This is a genomic window from Prochlorococcus marinus str. MIT 9312 (assembly GCF_000012645.1).
Taxonomy (GTDB): domain Bacteria; phylum Cyanobacteriota; class Cyanobacteriia; order PCC-6307; family Cyanobiaceae; genus Prochlorococcus_A; species Prochlorococcus_A marinus_L.
Genome location: NC_007577.1, coordinates 403,870 through 428,123, shown reverse-complemented (window position 1 = coordinate 428,123; position 24,254 = coordinate 403,870). Strand labels below are relative to the sequence as shown.

Genomic DNA, 24,254 nt, shown 5'->3' with positions numbered 1-24,254 from the left:
AAAATGATTCTATGGGAGATTAGAATAAGAATAAAGAACGAGTAAACATGGCTAAACAGTTAAGTTTTTCTAATGAATCAAGAGATGCATTAGAAAAAGGTGTAAATTTTGTAGCTAATGCAGTAAAGGTTACTATTGGTCCGAAGGCGAAAAACGTAGTAATAGAAAGAAAATTTGGTTCTCCAGATGTAGTAAGAGATGGATCTACAGTTGCTAAAGAGATTGAGATTGAAAACCCTATTTCTAATTTAGGAGCGAAGTTAATAGAGCAAGTTGCATCCAAGACAAAAGAGAGTGCTGGTGATGGAACAACAACTGCAACCATTTTGACTCAGAAGATGGTTCAGGAAGGATTAAAAAATATTGCTTCAGGTGCTAGTCCCATGGAGTTAAAAAAAGGTATGGAGGTAGGCTTAGCTTTTGTTTTAGAAAAATTAAGTTCTAAAAGTATTTCATTAAGTGGTTCTGATATCCAAAAAGTTGCAACAGTTAGTGCGGGAGGTGATCAAGAAATTGGATCTATAATTTCAAAGGCCATGGATATTGTTACTTCGGATGGTGTAATAACTGTTGAAGAATCTCAATCATTAGATACAGAATTAGATATAACCGAAGGAATGTCTTTTGATAGAGGATATAGTTCTCCGTATTTTGTAACAGACCAAGAAAGGCAAGTTTGTGAACTTGAAAACCCAAAAATTTTAATAACTGACCAGAAGATTTCTACGTTAGCTAATTTAGTTCCAATATTAGAAGAAATTCAGAAATCAGGATCACCTTTTCTAATTCTCGCTGAAGATATAGAAGGAGAAGCATTAACAACTCTTGTCTTGAATAAGAATAGTGGAGTTTTGAATGTAGCTTCCGTGAGAGCTCCATTATTTGGTGAGAGAAGAAAAGCTGCCCTTGAAGATATTGCAATTCTTACAGGGGCTAAGTTAATTAGCGAAGATAAATCAATGACACTAGATCAAGTATCAATTAATGATTTAGGTAAAGCAAAAAAAATAACTATCACAAAGGATAAGACTACTATCGTTGCGTTCGAAGACACTAAAGATTTAGTTAAAGCGCGAGTAGAGAAATTAAAGAGAGAAGTCGAGATGACAGAATCAGAATATGATCAGGATAAAATTAATGAAAGGATCGCTAAACTTGCTGGAGGTGTGGCTCTTATAAAAGTAGGAGCTGCAACAGAAACAGAGATGAAGTACAAAAAATTGAGAATAGAAGATTCCCTTAATGCTACAAAAGCTGCTATCGAAGAAGGTGTTGTTTCTGGAGGTGGTCAAACTTTAATTGAAATATCAGATGAACTTTTAAATTTAAGTCAAAAATCATCCGATGATTTGAGAACAGGGATAAATATAGTAAAAGAAGCACTTTTAGAACCTACTAAACAAATAGCAAAAAATGCTGGTTTTAATGGCGATGTAGTTGTCGCTGAAATTAAGAGGCTTAACAAAGGCTTTAATGCTAATTCAGGAAAATATGAGAATTTAAAGGAATCAGGGATATTAGACCCAACTAAAGTAATAAGATTAGCTCTTCAAGATTCAGTATCTATTGCAGCTATGCTCCTGACAACAGAAGTTGCGATTGCTGACATTCCAGAACCTGAAGCTGCCGCCCCTGGAGGACCAGGTGGAGATCCTATGGGAGGTATGGGAGGTATGGGAGGCATGGGCATGCCAGGTATGGGAGGCATGGGCATGCCAGGTATGGGAGGCATGGGCATGCCAGGTATGGGAGGCATGGGCATGCCAGGTATGGGAGGAATGGGCATGCCAGGTATGATGTAAAAAGCTAACTAGCTTTTTTATCTTTATTAATCCACTTTCTTAAATTATTAATATAAGGTAGGGGTAATTTTGGGGTTTTAGTATATTGATTTGTTTTATTAGAATATTTATTAGTGCTAAATATTTCATTATTGATAGAAATTTCTAAGTCTTTTGATTCAAACTGTGTTTCTTCTAGATTTTCTAAGATTTTTAACGATTCAAGCCTAATTTGTTCTTGATTCTCTTCTTCATGCTGATTTTCCTGTTGTACTGGACTATTGATTAATAAATCATTTAAAGAATCAATCCCAAATCTATGGACCCACTTAAGAACCACATTTTCTTTAAGCAAAAAATTATTTTCTAAAGAGGCTTGTTTAAAAACTTCTATTAAATGATTTTTTAAAAGCATAAATTTTTTAATTTAACTTTCTATTTAACAGAGGTCTTATAATAATCAAGGAGCAAACTGTTAAAGAAAATAAAATTGAGATACAACTCTTACAAGTTAAATCACCATATGGGGCATGTAAAGCCACTAATTCTAAATCCATAGTTTGTGTATAGGCAGTCCTAATAGGTTCAATGGCAAAAGTCAATGGATTTAATGAAGCTAGCCACCCCAGCCAATTTGGCATAAAAGAGATTGGAGCTAAAGCAGTGCTAGCAAAAAGAAGAGGTAAGTTTATTACAAATATTAGAGCGATTAATTCAATATGGCCAGGCAAAACAAATGCCAAACTTAAACTTATTGATGTCACGAAAAGTACTAATAGAATTAGTGTGGTAAACACAATTCCTAAACCATATAAATTTGGCCATCCATAACCCAAAATGTATGAAACAATCATTATTACAATGCTCTGAACAAAACTCAGGATTGTTATGTAAAAGAAAGAGGATAAAACTATAGATAATCTACTGGTTAAAGGAGCTACAAGTAATCTATTAAGAAATCCAAACTCCCTATCAAACATTAAAGGTAGACCAGAGTTTAGGGCTCCGCTAAAAGCAGTAAAAACAATAAGTCCGGCTCCTAAAAAATTTCCATAAGAATCAACTCCTGGTAAAAAACCTTCAGGAGCATTAGAGAATAAGGCTCCAAATAAAAATAGCCAAATTATGGGTTGTAATATTCCAGCCAAAAGAGTTGATGGCCTTCTTTTTAGTTGGATAAATAATCTCTTAGTTAAGGCAAATGTTTCTTGATATAAAAAAAATAAATTATACTTGTTTAATTCCATAATTAGCACTAGTTAGTATTCATTATAGTTAGTTATCCAAAAGTTTTTTTACCGCATTGATTGCTTGGATTCTTTTTTAAGGTCTCTTTTACCTGCCATTGAAATTTCGGCATCTAATAATGTTTTCCCAGTTGCCTGAAGATATACATCATCCAAGCTTGGCTGACTTTGGGTAAGAGAAAAAATCTCAAACTTTGAAAAGGCTAATTCCACTTTGAGCTTCGTAAGTAAATCTTTTTCCTTATCTGCCACAAAATTTATTGAAAAACCCTGTGCTTCATTAATGATAATCTGACTAATTCCATCTATTGAAGATAAAATCTGACATATATTTTCTGCTTCTTCTTGATTACTAAATTCTTGAACTTTCAAAGTTATTCTATCTCCTCCTAATTTATTTTTAAGTTCTGCAGGATTACCTTGTGCTATAACTCTTCCATTATCAATTATCACTAATCTGTCTGCTAATTTATCTATTTCATCGAGAAAGTGACTGCTTAAAATAATAGTCATTCCATTATTTCTCAAATCTTTCAAAAGTTGCCATATAATATTTCTACTTTCAATATCTAAACCAACAGTAGGTTCATCCAAAATTAATACTTGGGGCAAATGTAAAAGTCCAGCTGCCAGATCAATTCTTCTTTTCATTCCCCCTGAATAAGTTCCGCACTTACGATCAATCCAATCATTCATTTCTAATTGATCTACTAATTTTTGTATCCTTTCATTTTTTTTGTTTTTATTGATGTGATATAAATCTGATTGAAAATCCAAAAGCTCACGTCCAGTTAATATTTTATCAAGTGCAATGTCCTGAGCGACATAACCAATTAATTCTCTAATTTTCCTTGAATTTTTTATCAAATTAATATCATTTATAAAAACTTCTCCACTATCAGGTTCAATTAAAGTAGCTAGTATTTTTATTAATGTTGATTTACCTGCACCATTTGGACCTAGAATTCCAAATAATGTGCCAGCTTCAATTTCCATCGATAAATTTTTTAATGCCTCAATATCTGAATATGATTTTGAGAGCTCTTTAACTTTTATATAATTCATCAAACATACTATTTTCTAAAAACATTTTACATCTAATTTAATTACTAAGGAGAGATCCTATAGAGAAAAATATTTGCATAGATTGCTGCTCAAATTCCACTGATAGTTGGGTTCTAGAAATTAATAATAAGAGACAAATACCAAACATATATAGAATTGACCACCTAAAAAGGGACTTTGCTCTTAAAAGATCATCAGGTGATTTCTTTAATTTATTTATTAATTGCAAAAGTCTTCCATTAAATGGCAATAACATAATTCCGTATAGAAGACCGCCTTCAGGCAAAGCAAAAACTCCCATAATACTCATTAGAACAGTTGCCAATCCATAACGAGAAATCGCTTTAGCAGTAAAAAGAGATCCTTTAACAGAAGGGAGCATAGGAATACCAACAGATGCATAATCATCCTTTAACAAAATTGCAAGTGCCCAAAAATGAGCTGGAGTCCACAACATTACTAAACCAAACAACCACCAACCACTAAGTCCTACATGTCCTGTAGCAGCAGATGCTCCGACCAAAGGGGGTATCGCACCAGCCACTCCTCCAAAAACAATATTTTTAGTTGTACGTGGCTTCAAAATCACGGTATATAAAATTACGTAGCTACATAAACCAAGAAGTGTAAGTCCCGCAGCTAAATAATTTACACCACTTATTAAAAGCATCGAAGCTGCCAAAGTACATGATACTGCAGCTAAAAATACAGTCTCAGATGATAACTTACCTGATGGCAAAGCTCTTTTGCTAGTTCTTATCATCCTTTTGTCTAATTCCATTTCCCACAAGCAATTAAGTGCTCCTGCTGCCGCTGCTGCCAAAGCTCCTCCACCTAAAGTACAGATAAGTTTTGGTGATGACAAAGGCCATTCCTCTGTTAAAGCCATTCCGCCCAAAGTTGTTGCAAGTAAAAGTGGAATCAATCTTGGTTTTGCTACTTCAAGCCAAGGTGGCAAAGTTAATCTTTTTCTTGAAGGAACAACTTCATCCCTAATTGAAGATTTATAGTTAAAGTTTTCCAAGTTACTACTATTCATGAATTAATACCAACCATTTGAGAATTTAGTGAGTGGTTTAGGTTTTTTTTGGCAAAAGGATTTCTAAAAATTAATGTTGTTAATATCGCAATAAATAAAGAGGCGTTAAGTTGATGACCGATAATAAAAATAGGTTCATTCAAATTTGTTTTAAGACTTAAAACTCCCAGAACAATTTGGGAAATCAAGAGAAAAAAAAGTGCTGAGAGATATTTCCAATTTTTCATAAACAAACTTCTCTTATAAATTGAAGTAGCAATAATGAATAAAATTGAAAAAGTAATTGGAAAAGCAAATAATTTATGAGTATCTAGAATTAGGCATTGTTTATTAAAAGATAAGCAAATATGTGCTGACCAGGTTGATGAAATCCTTACTCCAATAAAAGATTGAATCAAAGTAAGTAGAAGAGGAAAAAGCAATAATAATCTCCACCAAATTAATGGCTCTTTAATTTCTTCATTTACTAAATTTTGATTTATTGAAATCGTTGTAATGAGAAGTAGAAATGCTATTAAAAGATGGCCCGTAACAGTATATGAATCGAGCAGGTTTATTACCGTTAAAGCTCCAAAAGATCCTTGGACAATCACAAGAAAGAGTAATAATGAATAAGTTTTAGGTAACCAATTTGGAATTTCTTTTTTCCAGATAATTGAGAGTACAAATTTAAAAAGAATTAACAATCCAACCAGAAAAGCATCTAGACGATGGAACCACTCTAGAAAAACTCTTAAGTTCATATGACTAAAGGGCAAAAAAGATCCATAACATAATGGCCAATCTGGGCAGGCAAGGCCAGCCTCCATGACTCTCGTAGCACCTCCAATTACGATTAGTGCTATAAGCGCAAATACACTATGACTTCCTAACCTTTTAAAAATTGGCAGATATTTTGATTGATAAGATTGGTTATTAATCACATGGATAAAACCTATATATTTTGCATAATAATTTAGATTCAAAAACTAAACATTAATTAAAAATTAATATGTTTAATTTAAAAAAAATTTATTAATTTAATCTTTTTTCCCTGACATTTAACTCTAAAAAGTTATTAATAATACTCCTTTTATTTCATAAATCTTAAGAAGTTGTAAATTTAAATGATTTTCTTTTAACAAAGGATGCAGAATTTAAAAAATTGAATATCTTTAAAATATAAATACAAAATTTAGACATCAATTGTTAAATAAAAACATTTATTTAATACTAATTATTTCACTCGTTTTTGCTATATCTTTTTGGATTGGATTTAATGTCAATTTGCTCCCAATTGAAGCAAGTATTAATGCACCAATTTACGATGAACTTTTTAAAATTCTTTTCATCATTGGCTTAATTATTTTTATAGGAATGACAATAGCAGTTATTTATAGCTTATTTAAATTTAGGAAAAGAAATGATCAGATAGGCGATGGTATAGCTTTAGAGGGAAACTTAAGCTTAGAAATTTTATGGACAATTATCCCTTCAATAATTGTTTTATTAATAGGATTATATAGCTACAACATCTACGACCGAATGGGAGGAATGAAGGAACTAAACCACAATCACGAAATGATGCGTTCAAATCCTGAAAAGATATGGGCTGGAATTAGTCAAACTTCTGATAATGAAATATCAAACAATAATTTATCAATTGAAGTTTCGGCTATGCAATTTGCGTTTCTATTCAATTATCCCAAAGGTAATTTTATATCAGGAGAACTACACGTTCCTGTTGATCAAAAAGTATCGATGAAAATGGAATCTAAAGATGTCATTCATGCTTTCTGGGTGCCTGAGTTCAGAATTAAACAGGATATTATTCCTGGTCAACCAACTATTCTAAATTTCACTCCTACAAAAGTAGGGAAATATCCGATAATTTGCGCAGAATTATGTGGCCCATATCATGGAGGAATGAGAGCCTCAATAATTGTTGAAGAAGAATCTGATTACAACGATTGGTTTAACAAAAATAAAAAAACAGAGGTAAATTTATGACAATATCAATTGATCCACAAAAAACTAATAATGAAAGTCTTCAACCTAAAGGCTGGCTTAGATACTTTAGCTTTAGTCTTGATCATAAAGTAATTGGAATACAATACTTGGTTTGCGGTTTTCTTTTCTATTTAATTGGAGGAACTTTAGCGAGCGCTATAAGAATTGAACTAGCTAGTCCAATGTCTGACTTTATGCCAAGAGATGTATATAACCAAGTTTTAACCTTACATGGAACAATAATGATATTCCTTTGGATAGTGCCTGTAGTTAACGGTGCTTTTGGAAATTATTTAATTCCATTTTATGTGGGAGCAAGAGATATGGCATTCCCAAGATTAAATGCTGTAGCTTTTTGGCTAATTCCTCCTTCTGGTTTGATGCTGGTAGCAAGCTATTTTGTTGAAGGTGCTGCTCAGGCTGGATGGACCGCTTATCCACCCTTGAGCATAACTACTCCTCAATCGGGACAAATAATTTGGATTATGAGCGTTCTATTACTTGGAGGCAGTTCTATCTTTGGTGGAATAAACTTTATTGCGACTATTATCAAATTAAGAAGGCCTGGATTAAAACTTATGCAATTGCCAATGTATTGTTGGGCAATGCTTGGGACAAGTATATTAGTTGTTTTGTCAACTCCAGTTTTGGCAGGCACTTTAATTCTACTTAGCTTTGATATCATCGCTAATACAGGTTTTTTTAATCCTGTTTTAGGAGGCAATGTCGTAGTTTATCAGCATTTATTTTGGTTTTATTCTCATCCAGCTGTTTATATTATGGTCCTTCCTGCCTTTGGATTAGTTAGTGAAATACTCCCCGTACATGCTAGAAAACCACTTTTTGGATATACAACAATGGTTTTTTCAATAATGGGGATAGTGGTTTTAGGTTTAGTTGTTTGGGCGCATCACATGTTTACTAGTGGAACTCCCCCTTGGATGAGATTGTTCTTTACTATCGCTACAGCATTTATTGCTGTTCCAACAGGCATAAAATTTTTCAATTGGGTTGCGACATTATGGGGCGGCAAGATATCCATAAATAGTGCGATGTTATTCTCTTGTGGATTTATTATAAATTTTGTTTTTGGAGGTATTACTGGAGTTGCTTTAGCACAGGTCCCTTTCGATATTCACGTGCATGATACCTATTTCGTTGTAGCCCATTTTCATTACATAGTTTATGGAGGTACTGTTTTTATTATTTTCTCATCCATATATCATTGGTTCCCCAAAGTAACTGGCAAAATGCTCAATGAAAAGTTGGGAATTTTACATTTTATCATTACCTTTATTGGATTTAACTTGTGCTTTGCTCCTCAACATTGGCTCGGTTTAAATGGAATGCCAAGAAGAGTGGCAGAATATGATCCTCAATTCCAATTCGTTAATCAGATTAGTAGTTTAGGTGCATTATTGATGGCTATAAGTACAATCCCTTTTTTAATTAACATATTTCTTAGTATGAGAAACGGTCAAGTTTCTGGAGATAACCCTTGGAAAGCTCTAACACCTGAATGGTTAACATCTTCTCCTCCTCCAGTTGAAAATTGGGAAGGAGAGGCTCCATTAGTGGAAGAACCTTATGGTTATGGCAAACAATTTTCTGAACAAAAATAAAAATATATGACTACTATAAATAGTTCAAAAGAAATTCAAAAAAATAATTCTGAAGTTAATGAAAAACATGATGACTTTAGAATGTTTGGTCTTATAACTTTCTTAATTGCGGACGGGATGACTTTTGCTGGATTCTTCGCTGCTTATCTAACTTATAAAGCAGTAAATCCATTACCTGATGGTGCTATCTATGAATTAGAGCTTCCAATACCTACACTCAATACAATTTTATTACTTGTTAGTAGTGCAACTTTTCATAAAGCAGGTAAAGCACTTTTGAAAGATAAAAACCCTGATGCTCAAAAATGGTTATTTTGTACTGCTTTTCTTGGAATAATTTTTTTAATATGTCAGTTATTTGAATATTTTCATTTACCTTTTGGATTAACCGACAATTTATTTGCAAGTACTTTTTATGCTCTTACTGGTTTTCATGGATTACATGTAACTTTAGGTACTTTAATGATTTTAATTATTGCTTGGCAATCGAGAATAAATGGCGGAAGAGTAACTAGTCAAAATATGTTTCCATTAGAAGCTGTTGAATTGTACTGGCATTTTGTAGATGGAATATGGGTTATATTATTTATTATTTTGTATCTTTTATGAGAAAAATAAATTAATAAAAAATTAAATATATTTTTTATTAATTTATATTGCCACATCTCTAGTTTTTAGTAAGAATATATAATTAGAAATTTGTCAGATAATGCTAGAAGGAAAAGAACTTCTTGAAAAAGCAAAATTATTAAGTAAACAATCTGAAGATGAGATAGCGAAAGGTTGTGGGTACGTAGGTCCTAGCGGAAGAGTCTTAAAAAAAAGTTTTTACAGGGCGCTTATCGAAGCCAAGGGTTATAAAATAGGAAATGGTCGTCAAGGCAAAAATGGTAATAGAGCGTCAAGAGGCAGACAGGCAGAATTTAAAACTAAGGTTCATGGCAATGGGAACCTATTAATAGGTCATGCCTACACCAAAAAATTAGGTCTAGAACCAGGTCAGGAATTTAAAATTGATCTAAAAAAAGATTCAAAAACAATTTATCTGATTCCATTAAATTAAAAAATATATTTTACCAACCGTTTTCTTTAAGCCACTTCGAAGAAATATTATTAGTAGAAAAATCTTCTTTATTATTCTTATTAAACAAAAGTAATTTCTCTACATATTTAATTAGTGCATCTGCCTCAAGATTGACGCTTTCCCCGACATTTAATTTATTCAGATTTGTATTATGCCAAGTGTGAGGAATTATCGCAATAGTAAATATTTCTCCTTCCTTCTCATATTTTGCAATTGTAAGACTAATACCATTTACACAAATACTGCCTTTATTAACTACATATTTTGAAAAATTCTTATTTTTCCACTTTATTGTTAAGAGCCAAGATTTCTCTAATTTTTGAATATTCTCAACTATTCCAAGGCCATCAATATGTCCACTGACTATATGCCCTCCTAGACGGTCAGATATCCTAAGAGCAGGCTCCAAATTAACAATCTGATTAAGTTTGGACTTTATTCCTAAAGTTGTTCTTTTTAATGTTTCCTCACTAACGTCAACAGTAAATTTATTTTGAATAATTTCTTTAACTGTCAAACAAATTCCATCAACAGCTATGCTGTCACCAATTGCCATATCAAAAAAGTTGTCTATAATTTCAATTTCTAAAATATTTTTTTCCTGTTTTAGTTTTCCAATTGTTTGAATTATTCCTGTGAACATCGATTTAAGAAAAATATTTTTACAAAATTTTGTATTTACTTTAATTTACTTTAAAGCATTTGCAACTATAAATAAATTAAAGAGTAAATACAAAAAAATTGATCATATTTAGATGATTATTAATTCACAGAAAAGATCATTTGGTAAAGGGGCAAAAGTGAGCTTATTCACTTTAGGGACAATGCGCGCAACTGAAAGTGTCGAAAAAATGTATAGCATAATAAAAAATGCATACTATGTCGGAATTAACCACATCGAAACAGCTCCTTCTTATGGTGATTCAGAATTACTTGTTGGAAATTCAATAAAAAAACTAGCAATAGAAGAGAACATATCTGAAAAAAATTGGGTGATTACTACCAAAGTTTTACCAAAGGGTGATTTTGAATTTCTAAAAAATAATTTTCAAAATTCTCTTAAGAAGTTAAATCTTAAGAAAATTAATAATCTTGCAGTTCATGGAATAAACTTAAAACAACATCTAGATTGGGTTCTGGCTGGAGAGGGTAAGAAATTCATATCATGGATACTTGAGAAGGAACTAGTTGAACAAGTTGGTTTTAGTTCTCACGGAAGTTATTCACTTATTAATGAAGCAATTAACAGTGAAGTTTTTAGTTTTTGTAGTCTTCATTTACATTATTTAGATCAATCTAAAATTACTTTGGCGGAGCAAGCTATAAAAAAAGGTATGGGAGTAATAGCAATATCGCCTGCTGATAAAGGCGGAAGATTATATTCTCCAAGTGATATTTTGTTAGAAGCCTCTAAGCCTTTTCATCCATTAGAATTAGCATATAGATTTTTGTTGGCAAAAGGGATTACAACTTTGTCCTTGGGAGCAACAAATAAAAAGGATTTTGAGTTTGCGAATAAACTTAGAAACTCTTGCGAGAGGCTTACAATACTTGAAAAAAGCGCCCTAAATAAAATTGAGGAAGTAGCTAATGAAAGATTAAACTCAACAAAATGTGAGCAATGCAGATGCTGTCTACCATGCCCAAATGAAATACCTATTCCAGAGATACTTCGTTTAAGGAATATATCTATTGGTTATGGCCAATTAGAATTTTCAAAAGAAAGATACAATTTAATAGGAAAAGCAGGCCACTGGTGGGAAGAGAAAAATTCCTCATTTTGTCAAGAATGCAATGAATGTGTTCCTAAATGTCCTAGTAAATTAGATATACCAAATTTATTAAAACAAACTCATAACTTATTAATTGAAACTCCAAGAAAAAGATTATGGGGTTAAAGATTCATTCCAGGAATTTTTAAGATTAATTTTTTGTTCATTTGTTAAGACAGGGAAAGACCAACTATTATCCCAACATTTCTGAGAAGGGCCTGTGATAGGTAACATCTCAGATTTGTATTTACTTTGTAAATAATCACTATTAAATGGTAGATACCAACCTTTACTTACTAATTTATCTACTACTGATTTATTTTCTAAAGATTTAATCCATTTAATTAATACTGCATTATTTAGATTTGATCGACTAAGGAGAAAATGCCACATCAAAGGTACTCCTTGGCTTGGGAAAACCAAAGAAAGTCTGGGATCTATTTTTAAATATTTTGAGCATAGACTATAAGGAACTATGGCGACGCAAGCATCGGAATTAATTAACCAGTTGAGCATATTTTTATCATCAAATAACATTGCTTGGCTTTTGAGTTTTTTTAAAGAGTTAGACGAATTAATTTTTTTTGCAATTGATAATATTATTCTGGGACTTTGTGGAAAAATAATTTTCCCCGTTAATTTTTTAGACAGAAGAAAATCCCAAGAAGTTCTTGCTGAATTTATTAGTTCTTTATTATTTTTAATAATAATTGTGTAAGGTACTACGCCAATAGGAAATAATTTACTTCTTTGATTTTCATTAAAACTTCCTAAAAAATCTATTGATCTCTTATCCAAATTTTCGCTCAATGGATATTCATTTATTTTTTCAAATAGCGCAAAATCTATACTATTAATCCATCCATCGTTTATTAAGGTAAAGTCAGAGTTGAAAATTGTGTTTCTATTTTTATGTAGCTGGATAGTTTCAAAATTAATTTTTTCCTTTTTCCATTCTTTTGGAATCGTATCTTTAAAAGATTGTGGATAAAAAGAATTTTGTAGTGCAATCTTTACTTTATTAGGAAGATTACTGCAAGAGTTTAAGAGAAATAAAAGCGAAAGCTTACCACAATTTAAAAATTCTCTTCTGGTTGCAAATTTTGATAACATTCAGCAATCCTTCTCTAAAGAAATTTGACCTAGACCCTTCATTATTTCCAGATTTTGTTGACACAATGAAACTATTTCTTTATTTTTAAATCCATTTAGGAAAGCAAGAATTGATATTCCACCAGCGCCAACACCTTCTTTTACATGACCCAATTCATAATCCATCAATTCTTTGTATATTGACGATTGGAAATTTAAAGGGCTTGCTAAACCTAATAAGTTGGCATCATATTTCTCATTTATTAAATTTAATAAATCATTTAGAGAATTATCTTTTACAAGCCACCCAGTTGTTGCAATAAAAACATCCTCAATAAAGTCATCTTTATTTTTTTCACCTAAGAATTCTAATACAAGCAAAATGACAGCTAGCATTTGACTTCCACCAGATAATATGACAGGTTGGTTCGCCAACCTGGCACCAATTAATAAACCCATTGAGAAAGCTTGAAAAGGATCTCCCACTGATGCGACAACATCAAAAGAGTCAAAATCAGTCTTGAGATTTGCATTTAAAAGTCCTTTTTGAACTACTTTTCTTCTCAGTTCTCTTGGGGCTTTAAATAAACTACTTCCTACTAAATTAGATACCCGCAAACCAAAAGCTTCCATTACTGCCTGAGCAGTTGTGGTACCCCCTGGGACAGATTCAGAAATTAAAATGGGTTGTTTTGAAGATTTTCCTATCGCAAGACCTTTCTCATAGAGATTTAAAACTCTCTCTTTAGTCATAGATTTACCAGTAGTAAGACAATTTGATGGTCCCAAATCCCTATCTTCTACAACCAAATGATTAAAGTAAGGCCTTACTCCTATTCCCAAAGGAACAATAACTGGATAAACATTTATAAGCTTTGAACAAACATGACTTATTAGGGCCGGAGTTACTCCTGCATTAAGACGAGGTAATTTATATTTATGATCTTTTGAAGCACCCTTAAGCAAAAATTCGGCATCTGCCAGCGCAGTTATTCTCCTAGATTTTGCATTAATACCTGCAGCAGAAATTCCTTTAATTTGAGATGTATTAGTGCCTGCAATTACAAGAAATATTTTGAAATTATTTATTTTCTTTTGGAGTATCTTTATTCTGTTGAGTTGTATTTTTTTATTGGATTCACTTCCAAAAAGATTTATCCCTAATTCTGTACTATACATTCTTATTTCTTTATCAATGATTTAAATCAACTAGAGTATTTAATAATCTTGGAGGATCTGGGATAGTTAATTTTAATCTTGGGAAAAGAGAATAGGCAACTATATAAACTGTTAAAACATAAACTATTTCTTGAAAAATTATTAATAAAATTGCAACTAATTGGATACTTAAAATTGATGGCGAAAAAGGTAAATTAAATAATCCAATAAACTTTTCTATTAGTCCAAAACTTGCTCTAGTAATTAACAGCCAAAGATTATCTCCAACTAACGTAGATAATGCTATTACGCGTAAGAAGAACCCTAGAGTTCCAATAATAACTCCAATGGTTAAACTTAGTCTCCAACTTTTTTCTTTAAACCAACACCAACCTAACCAAAAAGCCAAAATCCCATAGGGGAATAAAAATAAGGTTCCTCTAACAGGGCCCATAATTATAAATAGAAGTAAAAATTGTATTAGGAGTCCTTCCAATGCAGTTTTAGTTCCTCTTCTCAAATGCAATAAGATCATTGGAAGAGGTAAAATTAACCTCAATAAAGCTCCCCCAATTGGCAAATAATATAAAGCAACCCATAATAATGACGAAAGTGATGCCAGATATGATGTCTCGACAATATTTAATGCTTCATTTTTTGTTTTTATTCTCATTTTTTTTATTGAATATTTTGAGTTAATTTTTATTCATAATTTTATTTTTTGAATCTAAAATACGTTCAATCTTTTCTATTTCAAAATTTACCTCAGAATCACTCAATATGGTACTTAACTCTTCAGTAGGATCTTTAGGATCTACATCTTTCAGTATGAAAATTATTTTGTAAGATTGAAGCTCAATTTTTCTTTTTTTTGAAGAATTCTTAATTTTGTTATTTTTTTGTTTTTGTATTTTTTCAGAATTTATTTCTTTTTTATTTTCAAGAACAGATTTTGATTTTTCTATTTTTTTTCTTTTTTCATTATTTTTTTCATTAATCTTTTTATTTTCAAGAACAGATTTTGGTTTTTCTATTTTTTTTCTTTTTTCATTATTTTTTTCATTAATCTTTTTATTTTCAAGAACAGATTTTGATTTTTCTATTTTTTTTCTTTTTTCATTATTTTTTTCATTAATCTTTTTATTTTCAAGAACAGATTTTGGTTTTTCTAAATTCTTTTGAAAATCTTCATCTTGGCTTATTTTTTCTAAATCATTAAAACTACTTTCAAGAAAATTCCCAATTCTCCCTCCTGAGCATGATTGCATTAAAATTAAAAAAATTAATAAAAAAAATTCTTTTTTTTTTAAAATCATATTTTTAACTTTTCTTTTTTCTTGCAATTTTTTTATTACTTATTTTTATTTTTTTTGAAATAGATCCTTTTTTATCTTTTAGTTTTTCATCCAGAAGCAATACAGCATCATCTATTGAGATTTTCTCTAAATCAGTATCTTTTGCAAGCGAAACATTAGTTTTGCCACATTTTAAATAGACTCCATATCTTCCATTTAATATTTGGATTTTATCTTTAAATTCTTTTGGTTTTCCAAAGTCTTTAAGTACCTCTTGACCACCTCTTCCCATTTTTGGCATCGCAAGGATTTCTAATGCTCGTTTTAAATCAACTGTAAAAACATCATCCTCTTTTTTTAATGATCTATTTTCAGACTCATTTTCATTTTTAATCCATTTAATATAAGGTCCAAATCTTCCCCTATCTGCCTCAACAATACCTCCTTCAGGATGAACTCCTAGTAATCTAGGCAAACTTAAAAGTACTAGAGCCTCATCTAGAGTTAAATCATCAGTTTTCAACTCTTTGGGTAATGAAGCTCTTCTTGGTTTAGCTTTATCCTGATCATTATTTCCCAATTGGACGTAAGGTCCATAAGGTCCAAATCTTAAAAATACTTTTTCCCCAGTTTTTGGATCAGTTCCAAGATCTGATGGGCCACTTAAAATTTGATCAACTTGCTTTTTATCTAAATCTCCAGGAGTAATATCCATTGGAAGATTCCCTTTCGCCTGGATTTCATTACCAGATTCATCAATTTTTATACCCTCAAGCCAAGGTCCGTTAGAACCTATTCTAACTACGCAAGGGAGGTCTTCGAAATCAACTTGTCTATAAGCTTTACCATCAATGTCACCCTCTGTTTTCTGAACTTTCACCTCCAGACCATTTTTACCTTTATAAAAAGTCTCTAAGTATGGTAGCCACTCAAGATTACCTGAGGATATTTCATCCAATGAAGATTCCATTTTTGCAGTAAAAGTAGTATCAACTAGATCAGGGAAATGTTCTTCTAAGAGAGCGGTAACGGCAAAAGCTGTAAACGTTGGAGCCAAAGTATTGGAAGATATATTTGCATAACCTCTATCCACAATTGTCCCAATAATGCTTGCATAGGTAGAAGGTCTTCCAATCCCCTCTTTTTCAAGGACTTTAACTAATGCAGCCTCTGTATATCTTGCAGGTGGTTTAGTTTCATGAAAAGTAGGTTCCTTATCAGTAACTTCAAGACATGTTCCAGTTGTTAAGTTTGGAAGAATTATTTCTTGTTGTTCAAGGGATGAACTCGGGTCATCACTTCCCTCCACATAAGCTCTGAAGAATCCTGCAAAATCAATACTTTTCCCGCTCGATTTAAATAAGCCATCCCCTACACTGATTTCAGCATTAATCATTGTTAGCCTAGCTTCAGCCATTTGACTAGCTACAGTTCTTTTCCAAACTAAATCGTAAAGAGATAAGTCTCTACCAGTTAAATTAGTTTCCTTTGGTGTTTTAAATACCTCACCTGCCGGCCTAATAGCTTCGTGTGCTTCTTGAGCGTTTCTTGCAGTTGAATTAAATTGTCTTGGTGAATTAGATAAGTATTCTTTCCCATACATGGAACTTACACATTCTCTAGCAGCTCTTGTAGCTTGTTCGGAAAGATGCACTGAATCAGTTCTCATATATGTTATGAAACCTCTCTCATATAGACCTTGTGCACATCTCATGGTTTCTCTTGCAGACAAGCGAAGTTTCCTGTTTGCTTCTTGTTGCAATGTACTAGTTGTAAATGGAGGTACTGGCTTACGAATGGATGGTTTTTTTTCAATTTTTGACACTAACCAATCCTCAGAAGAAAAATCCTTTAACAATTCATTTACCTTTTCTTCTCTAATTATCAATGATTTATTTCCTCGTTTTAATTTGCCAGTCTGTTCATCAAAATCTGAACCATTGGAAATTCTTTGCCCTTTCAAACTAAATAATCTAGTTTCGAAAGTAATATTATCTTTCTCTAAAGAAGCTTTAATCCCCCAGTAACTAGCTTTTTTAAAGGATCTTCTTTCTCTCTCTCTTCTAACAAGAAGTCTTACAGATACTGATTGAACGCGACCAGCAGATAATCTGGGAGCTACTTTCTTCCAAAGTAGTGGAGATAATTCATATCCAAAAAGCCTATCCAAGATTCTTCTAGTTTCTTGAGCTTGAACAAGTTCCATGTCAATTTCTCTAGTTTGATCTAACGCTTTATTAATTGCCTTTTTTGTAATTTCGTGAAAAACCATTCTCTTAGTAGGTATTTTAGGCTTAAGTATTTGCAAAAGATGCCAGCTAATACTCTCTCCCTCTCTGTCTTCATCAGTTGCCAATAGTAGTTGGGTCGCACCTTTTAATGCATTTTTCAACTCTTTAACAACCTTTTTCTTGTCTTTTGGAACTATATAAAGTGGTTCAAAATCTTCTGTTGTATTTACTCCTATCCTTGACCATTTTTCCTTTTTAACTGCAGCAGGGATTTCAGCCGCCCCTTTTGGAAGATCTCTTACGTGGCCCATTGAAGCAAGAACTTCATAATTAGAAGGCAAAAACTTTCTTATAGTTTTTGCTTTAGTGGGACTTTCAACAATAACTAGTGTGTGATCCAAGGTTTATTTCAAAAATTGGTGTTTTTGTTCAGTTAGGGCATATTATGATTATTTGAAACTTTTTCAAGTAATTTCTCCTGAAAATTTCAAAAATCATACCCACAAATTATAATCAAGTTAAGATTAACTCTTTGACCCTTACAATCAAACATCTAATTTAATCCAATTTAATAAAGTGCCCAACGAAATCTTTACAATTAACTTAAATGCTCAAGCCATTATTCCAGAGGCTTTTATCTTACTAGGTATTGTTGGGACTCTTCTTGTAGATTTAGCAGGAGAAAAAACTGCATCAAAATGGGCACCAATAATTTGCTATTTATCAATTGGTAGTTCACTTTTTAGTTTAGCCTTGCAATGGAGTAATCCAGTAAATAGTGCATTTCTTGGTTCCTTTAATTCAGATAATTTGGCAATCGCATTTAGAGCAATAATAGCTTTATCAACTTTAGTTTCTTTACTTATAAGCTGGCGTTATACAGAACAAAGTGGAAGCCCAATTGGGGAGTTCGCAGCTATAGTTCTTTCGGCAACTCTTGGAGCAATGCTTTTGTGTGGATCTACTGACCTTATTAGTATATTTATATCTCTTGAGACTTTGTCGGTAGCAAGCTATTTACTTTCTGGTTACCTCAAGAGAGATCCAAGAAGTTCAGAGGCCGCTTTAAAATATCTACTTGTTGGTTCAGCTGCTGCTGCTGTCTATTTGTATGGCTCCTCTTTTCTTTATGGATTAAGTGGTTCAACAAACTTAGCAACAATTGGTTTAGAGATAATCAACAAGCCATCATTCATTACTTCTCTAGCTCTTGTATTTGTTTTATCAACTGTTGCATTTAAAATTGCTGCAGTACCCTTTCATCAATGGACTCCTGATGTATATGAGGGTTCACCTACACCTGTAGTAGCTTTTTTATCTGTTGGCTCAAAAACAGCAGGATTTGCATTTGCGATAAGAATATTAAGCACTACTTTCTCTTCTTTCGATGAAGAATGGAAACTTTTATTTACTATTTTGGCCATCTTGAGTATGGCTCTAGGAAATGTTGTAGCCCTTGCTCAAACCTCAATGAAAAGGATGTTGGCTTACAGTTCTATTGGTCAAGCGGGATTTGTAATGATTGGAATAGTATCTGGAACACAAGATGGTTTATCAGCTACTGTTTTATACTTAGCTGCATATTTATTTATGAATTTGGGTGCATTTTCATGTGTAATACTTTTCTCATTAAGAACTGGATCTGACAGAATTCTCGATTACTCAGGACTTTACCAAAAGGATCCTCTCATTACATTAGGCTTAAGCCTTTGTCTTCTTTCTCTTGGAGGTTTACCTCCAATGTTAGGATTTTTTGGAAAGATATATTTGTTCTTTGCAGGTTGGGCTAATCATCAATATTTATTAGTAATCATTGGATTAGTAACTTCAGTCATATCTATTTATTACTACATTTCGGTTATAAAAATGATGGTAGTTAAAGAACCACAAGAAGCTTCTGAAATAGTTAAATCATATCCTGAGATTAATTGGGGGATTGTAGGAATGCCCCCTTTGAGAGTTGCACTTTATACCTGCGTGGCGGTAACAGCTCTTGGAGGAATTCTATCTAACCCTCTTTTTAAATTAGCTAACACAGCAGTTTCAGAAACTCCTTTTTTACAAGAAATTATTGCTATGGCAAACAATATTTCCTAGAAGAATTCCTCAATAAAAAATGTCTAAGAAAGTCGCAAGTTTAGAGAGAATATCTAAAAAATATGGGAAAGATGATCTAACTGTTAAAGCCTTAGACAGCATAAACTTAGAAATTTATAAAGGTGACTATTTAGCTGTAATGGGAGCAAGTGGCTCAGGTAAAAGTACAGCTATGAATATCATTGGATGTCTAGATAGACCATCTGAAGGTGTTTATAAATTAAATGGTATTCCTGTTGAGAATTTATCTGATGATGAGCTAGCGGAGATACGTAACCAAAAATTAGGCTTCGTTTTTCAACAATTTCATCTACTCTCAGACGCAACCGCACTTGAGAACGTAATTTTACCGATGATTTATGCTGGAATTGAACCCGAGCAAAGATTAGAGCGAGGCAAGAATGCCTTAAAAAAAGTTGGCCTTTCTGAAAGAATGAATAATCGCCCTAATCAATTATCAGGAGGTCAACAACAACGAGTAGCTATTGCTAGGGCTATTATCAATAACCCTGCAATATTACTAGCAGACGAACCTACTGGAGCACTAGATTCAAAAACAACTGAAGATGTACTAGATCTTTTTGACAAACTTCATGAATCTGGAATAACAATAGTTTTAGTTACGCACGAAGATGAAGTAGCCAATCGTGCAAAAAAAATAGCCAAATTTAAAGATGGAAGAATAGTTGAATTAAAAGTTAAATAAATTCAGAACCTTCTAATTACCTTAAGTTGAGTTTCATTTTGAATTCTTAAATTCCCATTCGAATCAATATCTTTAATTTTCCATGTATGAGGACAAAAACCACTAGGTAAAAACCTTTTAGTAAGGTACTTATTTGCCGATTTGATCACATATTCTTTTTTGTTATTACATTCAATTGAATCATGAAAAGCTTTAAGAACTTTAGCTGTCCAATAATGTTGATTAATATTCTTAGTTTTAAGTACTTTTGATAATGAAATACCTTCTAATGGAGTTTGATTTAAAACATTCATTCCAATACCTATTCTTACATAAATAATTTCCTTACCTCTTGTTATCACCCTTGGTAAAAATCCAATTAACTTTTTTGAACCAACAAAAATATCATTTGGCCATTTCAAAAAAACATTTATATTTTCTTCTCTAAGCATTTCACATATCTTAATTCCTAAAGACAAATTAAATATTTGGCTTGTAAATTCTTTTGAAAATATTGGATAAGCTGCACTTAACCAAATCCCGCCTTTTGGAGAAACCCAAGTTTTTGAGTTTTGGCCAAAACCTGAGGACTGTTCTCTTGCTATTATCGCTATTGGCTGGTTTCTCTTTATTTGAGAATATTCAAGCAAGTTTGTTAGCTCATTTTCGGTACTTTTACATTTTATTTTGTAATGAAGTGTCCAAGTTGGATATTGACCCTGAATTTTTTTTAAATAAAAAACTGTCTTAGCTGCAGGTCCAATAAATTTCACAAATTCTTTATTAAAACAACGAGCATCTTTTTAAAGATTAGATTAACTTTAGTCTTAATAAGTAAATATTACAAATTGGACAAAAAGTATTTGCCAATAGTGAATAGAAGGAATCCACATCCATTAAAAAATTGTCTTGATAATTTCAAAAAATCCTGCGGAGACTTAGATAAACTCACTAAAATCAACGCAAACTGGAAGAACTTAATCGGCTTAGAACTATTTCAAGAATGTAAACCATTAAATATTGAAAAAAAAATACTTACTATTGCAGTAAATCATCCACAGTGGCGCCAAGCTTTAATCTATAACAAGCATAAATTAAAAGAGAGAATTGAGAAAATTGGAATAACTTTGAATGAAATAAAAATAATACAAAATTATGAAATTAAAAATAAAAATATCAAAGCTACTAATGCAAAGATAGTTTGGGCAAAGCATCCAAGCAGAATCAATCAAAATAATATGTGCATTTGTACTCTTTGTAATTCCCCTACTCCTGAGGGCGAAATCAAAAGATGGGGAAAGTGTTCTTTTTGTTGGAGAAAAAATAATTAAAAACTAAATTCTTTATTTAGTTAAAATTAGTATCCCCATTTGCCCCCCCAAAATAGTCCTATATTCAGCTTTTTTAAATCCAACTTCCTTAGCAATATTTATAAGCACATTTTTCTTTGGAAAATTACTAATACTTTTTTCAATATATGCGTACTCAGGACCTAAATTAAAAAGCCGCGAAATGGTTACTACAATTAATCTCAAATAAATTTTCTGAAAAATATTGGATAAAGAATTTCTTGTTGAGTGATTAAAATCCAAAAATCCTGCCCTTCCCTTATCCTTCAAAAGATCAAAAACTTTTTTTATTCCTCCTTCAACATTATTCAAGTTTCTAAGTCCATATGACATGCAAATTCCATCAAAATTTTTTGAATAATCATTAATTTCTAATACATCTTTAATTTCCCACTTAATAAATTTATTTTTTTTTAGCTCTGATTTTTTTTTTGCAATATTTAAGATATCCTCTGCACTGTCAATCCCAGTAATTGAACCCCTTGGACTAACTCTCTCAGAAATTAAGAATGCTAAATCTCCAGTTCCACAGCATAAATCTGCCCAATCTTCACCATTTAAAGGTTCCAATAAATCAACTAATTTCCTTTTCCATAATCTGTGCAGCCCAAAACTTAATAGATTATTTAAAAAGTCATATTTATAAGAAATTTTATTAAATATATTTTTGACTTCGATAGTTTTTGTGAATTTCATTTTTAAATTTTTAACTTATTTCTTTTTGGTATTAAATTTTTTATTCATATGGTCTAATTGGAAGTTTTCTTTCGAGGAGGAAAGTCTTTATTTCTCTTAAAGAAAGTTTCTTATCATGAAGTAATGATGCTAAAAGTGCGGCAGATGCCCTGCCTTCATTGAAAACATCATAGATATCTTCTAAACAACCTGCTCCTCCAGAAGCAATCACTGGAATATTAACAATATTGGCAACAGATTCAGTCAGATGTAAATCATATCCATTCTGCGTGCCATCACCATCCATTGAAGTAAGCAAAATTTCCCCTGCGCCTAACTCCTCAACTTTCTTTGCCCAACTTAATACATCTATTCCAGTATTTTCTCTACCCCCTTTTACATATACCTCCCATTCATCAGTTTTATTCACTTTTCTTTTAGCATCAATTGCTATCACGATACATTGATTACCAAATTCTCTAGAACTTTTAGAAATTAAATCTGGATTTCTAACAGCAGAAGAATTCAAACTCACTTTGTCCGCTCCAGCTCTTAAAAGATCATTAATTGAAGAAACAGAATCTATTCCTCCACCTACTGTAAATGGGATTTTTACTGATTTTGCGGTCCTAGAGACAAGGTCAACTAATGTATTTCTATTTTCTACACTAGCTCTAATATCTAAGAATACTAATTCATCTGCGCCCTCATCAGAATACCTACAAGCCAATTCAACAGGATCGCCTGAGTCTCTCAAGTTAACAAAATTTACACCTTTAACCACTCTGCCATGAGCGACATCTAAACAAGGAATTAAACGAAGAGCTACCATTTTAGTAAAAATTGTCCAAATGCTGTTAATCTTGCATAATAGCTTCCATTTTACCTCTTATGGCTGAAACAAAATTATTACCCAAAATCGGTAGTAAAATCAAAATTAACATTAACAAAGTAAAAGATAGACTACCAGCTAAATTAATCGATCAAATATCCTCGAATCCTAAAGCCGTAATAACAGGCTATAAAATGACAGACGGCAGAAGTATTGGAATCACCGCAAAATTTCAGAATGGTGAGCAAAATTGGTTTTTCCCAGAAGAAATTGAGAAAGGTTAAAGAGTATAGTGAATGATCCAAAACAACTATTAGGAATTAAGGGTGCCTCTGAAACATCAAGTATATGGAAACTCCGTATACAGTTAATGAAGCCAATCACATGGATCCCTTTGATATGGGGAGTTATTTGTGGAGCAGCTGCAAGTGGGAATTTTGAATGGACATTTAGTAATGTTCTAGCTTCATTAGCATGTATGTTGATGAGTGGACCACTTCTGGCTGGTTATACCCAAACCATAAATGATTTTTTTGATAAAGAAATTGATGCAATTAATGAACCAAATAGACCAATTCCTTCTGGGAAAATTTCAATTAAAGATGTAAAAATACAAATCTGGGTATTACTTATAGCGGGTTTAATAGTTGCTTTTCTATTAGATTTATATGCTAAGCACAGCTTCCCCTCCGTCTTACTTTTGGCATTAGGAGGTTCCTTTGTTAGTTATATATATTCTGCTCCACCACTCAAATTAAAACAGAATGGTTGGCTTGGAAATTATGCATTAGGAGCATCTTATATAGCTTTACCTTGGTGGGCAGGACAAGCCTTGTTTGGTAAATTAACTATCGTAACGGCGTTACTAACACTTGCATATAGTCTCTCAGGACTTGGAATTGCTGTGATTAATGATTTCAAAAGTGTTGAAGGAGACTCAAAGCTAGGCTTAAATTCTCTACCAGTAGTATTTGGAATTAAAAATGCAAGTAGGATAAGTGCAGGACTAATTGACATTTTTCAATTAGCAATGGTGGTTGTATTAGTCATTATTGGTCAACATTTAGCCTCTGTAATTTTGGTTTTATTGGTAATTCCACAAATTACATTCCAAGATATGTGGTTACTAAGAGATCCTCTAAAGTTTGATGTCAAATATCAAGCAAGTGCCCAACCGTTCCTTATAACTGGAATGTTAGTTACAGCTTTAGCGATAGGACATAGTTTTTTAGTTGCTTAAG

General features: G+C 32.2%; 25 protein-coding genes. 11 read left to right on the top strand and 14 right to left on the bottom strand.

What is annotated here, in order from left to right; all coding sequences use genetic code 11:
- Window positions 1–47 precede the first annotated feature (47 nt).
- Complete coding sequence (gene groL / locus PMT9312_RS02320; RefSeq protein ID WP_011376011.1) at window positions 48–1,802, top strand: chaperonin GroEL; 1,755 nt, start codon at window positions 48–50, stop codon at window positions 1,800–1,802.
- A 4-nt stretch (window positions 1,803–1,806) separates the two neighbouring features.
- Here the strand turns inward: groL and PMT9312_RS02315 are convergent, their stop codons facing one another.
- The 5 genes from PMT9312_RS02315 to PMT9312_RS02295 are packed head-to-tail and all read right to left on the bottom strand — an operon-like array spanning window position 1,807 to window position 6,055.
- A complete protein-coding gene (locus PMT9312_RS02315) occupies window positions 1,807–2,196 on the bottom strand; it encodes a hypothetical protein (RefSeq protein ID WP_011376010.1) in 390 nt (129 codons plus the stop codon).
- Window positions 2,197–2,203: 7 nt separating this feature from the next.
- Window positions 2,204–3,028, bottom strand: coding sequence for an ABC transporter permease (locus PMT9312_RS02310; protein WP_011376009.1), 825 nt, complete (start codon window positions 3,026–3,028; stop codon window positions 2,204–2,206).
- A 48-nt stretch (window positions 3,029–3,076) separates the two neighbouring features.
- Window positions 3,077–4,093 carry an ABC transporter ATP-binding protein gene (locus PMT9312_RS02305; RefSeq protein ID WP_011376008.1) on the bottom strand — a complete coding sequence of 339 codons (1,017 nt, stop codon included), beginning with the start codon at window positions 4,091–4,093 and terminating at the stop codon, window positions 3,077–3,079.
- A gap of 37 nt (window positions 4,094–4,130) precedes the next feature.
- Complete coding sequence (locus tag PMT9312_RS02300; protein ID WP_011376007.1) at window positions 4,131–5,132, bottom strand: heme o synthase; 1,002 nt, start codon at window positions 5,130–5,132, stop codon at window positions 4,131–4,133.
- Complete coding sequence (locus tag PMT9312_RS02295; RefSeq protein ID WP_011376006.1) at window positions 5,129–6,055, bottom strand: COX15/CtaA family protein; 927 nt, start codon at window positions 6,053–6,055, stop codon at window positions 5,129–5,131. The genes PMT9312_RS02300 and PMT9312_RS02295 overlap by 4 nt, the downstream gene beginning before the upstream one ends.
- A 262-nt stretch (window positions 6,056–6,317) precedes the next feature.
- Here PMT9312_RS02295 and coxB point away from each other — a divergent pair, with 262 nt between their 5' ends.
- From coxB to PMT9312_RS02275, 4 genes are all read left to right on the top strand, one after another.
- Window positions 6,318–7,121: a cytochrome c oxidase subunit II gene (gene coxB, locus PMT9312_RS02290; RefSeq protein WP_011376005.1), complete on the top strand. Its 804-nt coding sequence runs from the start codon at window positions 6,318–6,320 to the stop codon at window positions 7,119–7,121.
- Window positions 7,118–8,743, top strand: a complete 1,626-nt coding sequence (ctaD, locus tag PMT9312_RS02285; RefSeq protein WP_011376004.1) for a cytochrome c oxidase subunit I — start codon at window positions 7,118–7,120, stop codon at window positions 8,741–8,743. Before coxB ends, ctaD begins: the two co-directional genes overlap by 4 nt.
- A gap of 6 nt (window positions 8,744–8,749) precedes the next feature.
- Window positions 8,750–9,352: a cytochrome c oxidase subunit 3 gene (locus PMT9312_RS02280; RefSeq protein ID WP_011376003.1), complete on the top strand. Its 603-nt coding sequence runs from the start codon at window positions 8,750–8,752 to the stop codon at window positions 9,350–9,352.
- Between the two features lie 100 nt (window positions 9,353–9,452).
- On the top strand, window positions 9,453–9,806 hold the full coding sequence (locus PMT9312_RS02275; RefSeq protein ID WP_011376002.1) for an AbrB family transcriptional regulator: 354 nt from the start codon (window positions 9,453–9,455) through the stop codon (window positions 9,804–9,806).
- 10 nt (window positions 9,807–9,816) lie between these two features.
- On the opposite strand, the gene PMT9312_RS02270 is transcribed toward PMT9312_RS02275, so the two are convergent.
- The gene (locus PMT9312_RS02270; RefSeq protein WP_011376001.1) at window positions 9,817–10,470 is read right to left on the bottom strand and encodes a riboflavin synthase; all 654 of its coding nucleotides are present in this window, start codon (window positions 10,468–10,470) and stop codon (window positions 9,817–9,819) included.
- Between the two features lie 112 nt (window positions 10,471–10,582).
- Between PMT9312_RS02270 and PMT9312_RS02265 the strand changes: the two genes are divergently transcribed.
- Window positions 10,583–11,725: an aldo/keto reductase gene (locus PMT9312_RS02265; RefSeq protein WP_011376000.1), complete on the top strand. Its 1,143-nt coding sequence runs from the start codon at window positions 10,583–10,585 to the stop codon at window positions 11,723–11,725.
- Here the strand turns inward: PMT9312_RS02265 and PMT9312_RS02260 are convergent.
- Genes PMT9312_RS02260 through topA form a run of 5 tightly spaced genes read right to left on the bottom strand, consistent with a single transcriptional unit; the run spans window position 11,714 to window position 17,776 of the window.
- The gene (locus PMT9312_RS02260; protein ID WP_011375999.1) at window positions 11,714–12,712 is read right to left on the bottom strand and encodes a hypothetical protein; all 999 of its coding nucleotides are present in this window, start codon (window positions 12,710–12,712) and stop codon (window positions 11,714–11,716) included. The genes PMT9312_RS02265 and PMT9312_RS02260 overlap by 12 nt on opposite strands.
- Window positions 12,713–13,870, bottom strand: coding sequence for a nicotinate-nucleotide--dimethylbenzimidazole phosphoribosyltransferase (locus PMT9312_RS02255; protein WP_011375998.1), 1,158 nt, complete (start codon window positions 13,868–13,870; stop codon window positions 12,713–12,715).
- A 13-nt stretch (window positions 13,871–13,883) separates the two neighbouring features.
- Entirely contained in the window at window positions 13,884–14,522 is a 639-nt protein-coding gene (locus tag PMT9312_RS02250; protein WP_011375997.1) for a DUF2232 domain-containing protein, read from the bottom strand.
- Window positions 14,523–14,544: 22 nt separating this feature from the next.
- Entirely contained in the window at window positions 14,545–15,165 is a 621-nt protein-coding gene (locus tag PMT9312_RS02245) for a hypothetical protein (RefSeq protein WP_011375996.1), read from the bottom strand.
- A gap of 4 nt (window positions 15,166–15,169) precedes the next feature.
- On the bottom strand, window positions 15,170–17,776 hold the full coding sequence (gene topA / locus PMT9312_RS02240) for a type I DNA topoisomerase (protein WP_011375995.1): 2,607 nt from the start codon (window positions 17,774–17,776) through the stop codon (window positions 15,170–15,172).
- Window positions 17,777–17,951: 175 nt separating this feature from the next.
- Between topA and PMT9312_RS02235 the strand changes: the two genes are divergently transcribed.
- Both PMT9312_RS02235 and PMT9312_RS02230 read left to right on the top strand, forming a co-directional pair.
- Window positions 17,952–19,472 (top strand): NAD(P)H-quinone oxidoreductase subunit N, encoded by a 1,521-nt coding sequence (locus PMT9312_RS02235; RefSeq protein ID WP_011375994.1) that lies wholly within the window; start codon window positions 17,952–17,954, stop codon window positions 19,470–19,472.
- 19 nt (window positions 19,473–19,491) lie between these two features.
- A complete protein-coding gene (locus PMT9312_RS02230) occupies window positions 19,492–20,178 on the top strand; it encodes an ABC transporter ATP-binding protein (protein ID WP_011375993.1) in 687 nt (228 codons plus the stop codon).
- A 2-nt stretch (window positions 20,179–20,180) separates the two neighbouring features.
- Here the strand turns inward: PMT9312_RS02230 and PMT9312_RS02225 are convergent, their stop codons facing one another.
- A complete protein-coding gene (locus PMT9312_RS02225; RefSeq protein WP_011375992.1) occupies window positions 20,181–20,930 on the bottom strand; it encodes a biotin--[acetyl-CoA-carboxylase] ligase in 750 nt (249 codons plus the stop codon).
- 99 nt (window positions 20,931–21,029) lie between these two features.
- Between PMT9312_RS02225 and PMT9312_RS02220 the strand changes: the two genes are divergently transcribed.
- Complete coding sequence (locus PMT9312_RS02220) at window positions 21,030–21,488, top strand: DUF721 domain-containing protein (protein ID WP_011375991.1); 459 nt, start codon at window positions 21,030–21,032, stop codon at window positions 21,486–21,488.
- Between the two features lie 12 nt (window positions 21,489–21,500).
- Here the strand turns inward: PMT9312_RS02220 and ubiE are convergent, their stop codons facing one another.
- A complete protein-coding gene (gene ubiE / locus PMT9312_RS02215; RefSeq protein ID WP_011375990.1) occupies window positions 21,501–22,202 on the bottom strand; it encodes a bifunctional demethylmenaquinone methyltransferase/2-methoxy-6-polyprenyl-1,4-benzoquinol methylase UbiE in 702 nt (233 codons plus the stop codon).
- 40 nt (window positions 22,203–22,242) lie between these two features.
- Window positions 22,243–23,013 carry an imidazole glycerol phosphate synthase subunit HisF gene (hisF, locus tag PMT9312_RS02210; RefSeq protein WP_011375989.1) on the bottom strand — a complete coding sequence of 257 codons (771 nt, stop codon included), beginning with the start codon at window positions 23,011–23,013 and terminating at the stop codon, window positions 22,243–22,245.
- A 59-nt stretch (window positions 23,014–23,072) separates the two neighbouring features.
- Here hisF and PMT9312_RS02205 point away from each other — a divergent pair, with 59 nt between their 5' ends.
- Entirely contained in the window at window positions 23,073–23,297 is a 225-nt protein-coding gene (locus PMT9312_RS02205; RefSeq protein WP_011375988.1) for a cytochrome b6f subunit PetP, read from the top strand.
- Window positions 23,298–23,305: 8 nt separating this feature from the next.
- Window positions 23,306–24,253 carry a chlorophyll synthase ChlG gene (gene chlG / locus PMT9312_RS02200; protein ID WP_011375987.1) on the top strand — a complete coding sequence of 316 codons (948 nt, stop codon included), beginning with the start codon at window positions 23,306–23,308 and terminating at the stop codon, window positions 24,251–24,253.
- Window position 24,254 lies beyond the last annotated feature (1 nt).

Excerpts from the sequence above, each read along its gene's own strand:
- PMT9312_RS02230 (WP_011375993.1), top strand. The coding sequence starts at position 19,492 with ATGTCTAAGAAAGTCGCAAGTTTAGAGAGAATATCTAAAAAATATGGG.
- ctaD (WP_011376004.1), top strand. The coding sequence starts at position 7,118 with ATGACAATATCAATTGATCCACAAAAAACTAATAATGAAAGTCTTCAA.
- PMT9312_RS02305 (WP_011376008.1), bottom strand. The coding sequence starts at position 4,093 with ATGAATTATATAAAAGTTAAAGAGCTCTCAAAATCATATTCAGATATT.
- PMT9312_RS02275 (WP_011376002.1), top strand. The coding sequence starts at position 9,453 with ATGCTAGAAGGAAAAGAACTTCTTGAAAAAGCAAAATTATTAAGTAAA.
- PMT9312_RS02265 (WP_011376000.1), top strand. The coding sequence starts at position 10,583 with ATGATTATTAATTCACAGAAAAGATCATTTGGTAAAGGGGCAAAAGTG.
- groL (WP_011376011.1), top strand. The coding sequence starts at position 48 with ATGGCTAAACAGTTAAGTTTTTCTAATGAATCAAGAGATGCATTAGAA.
- PMT9312_RS02300 (WP_011376007.1), bottom strand. The coding sequence starts at position 5,132 with ATGAATAGTAGTAACTTGGAAAACTTTAACTATAAATCTTCAATTAGG.
- PMT9312_RS02250 (WP_011375997.1), bottom strand. The coding sequence starts at position 14,522 with ATGAGAATAAAAACAAAAAATGAAGCATTAAATATTGTCGAGACATCA.
- hisF (WP_011375989.1), bottom strand. The coding sequence starts at position 23,013 with ATGGTAGCTCTTCGTTTAATTCCTTGTTTAGATGTCGCTCATGGCAGA.
- PMT9312_RS02280 (WP_011376003.1), top strand. The coding sequence starts at position 8,750 with ATGACTACTATAAATAGTTCAAAAGAAATTCAAAAAAATAATTCTGAA.
- PMT9312_RS02270 (WP_011376001.1), bottom strand. The coding sequence starts at position 10,470 with ATGTTCACAGGAATAATTCAAACAATTGGAAAACTAAAACAGGAAAAA.
- PMT9312_RS02310 (WP_011376009.1), bottom strand. The coding sequence starts at position 3,028 with ATGGAATTAAACAAGTATAATTTATTTTTTTTATATCAAGAAACATTT.
- PMT9312_RS02315 (WP_011376010.1), bottom strand. The coding sequence starts at position 2,196 with ATGCTTTTAAAAAATCATTTAATAGAAGTTTTTAAACAAGCCTCTTTA.
- ubiE (WP_011375990.1), bottom strand. The coding sequence starts at position 22,202 with ATGAAATTCACAAAAACTATCGAAGTCAAAAATATATTTAATAAAATT.
- PMT9312_RS02260 (WP_011375999.1), bottom strand. The coding sequence starts at position 12,712 with ATGTTATCAAAATTTGCAACCAGAAGAGAATTTTTAAATTGTGGTAAG.
- PMT9312_RS02205 (WP_011375988.1), top strand. The coding sequence starts at position 23,073 with ATGGCTGAAACAAAATTATTACCCAAAATCGGTAGTAAAATCAAAATT.
- PMT9312_RS02255 (WP_011375998.1), bottom strand. The coding sequence starts at position 13,870 with ATGTATAGTACAGAATTAGGGATAAATCTTTTTGGAAGTGAATCCAAT.
- PMT9312_RS02245 (WP_011375996.1), bottom strand. The coding sequence starts at position 15,165 with ATGATTTTAAAAAAAAAAGAATTTTTTTTATTAATTTTTTTAATTTTA.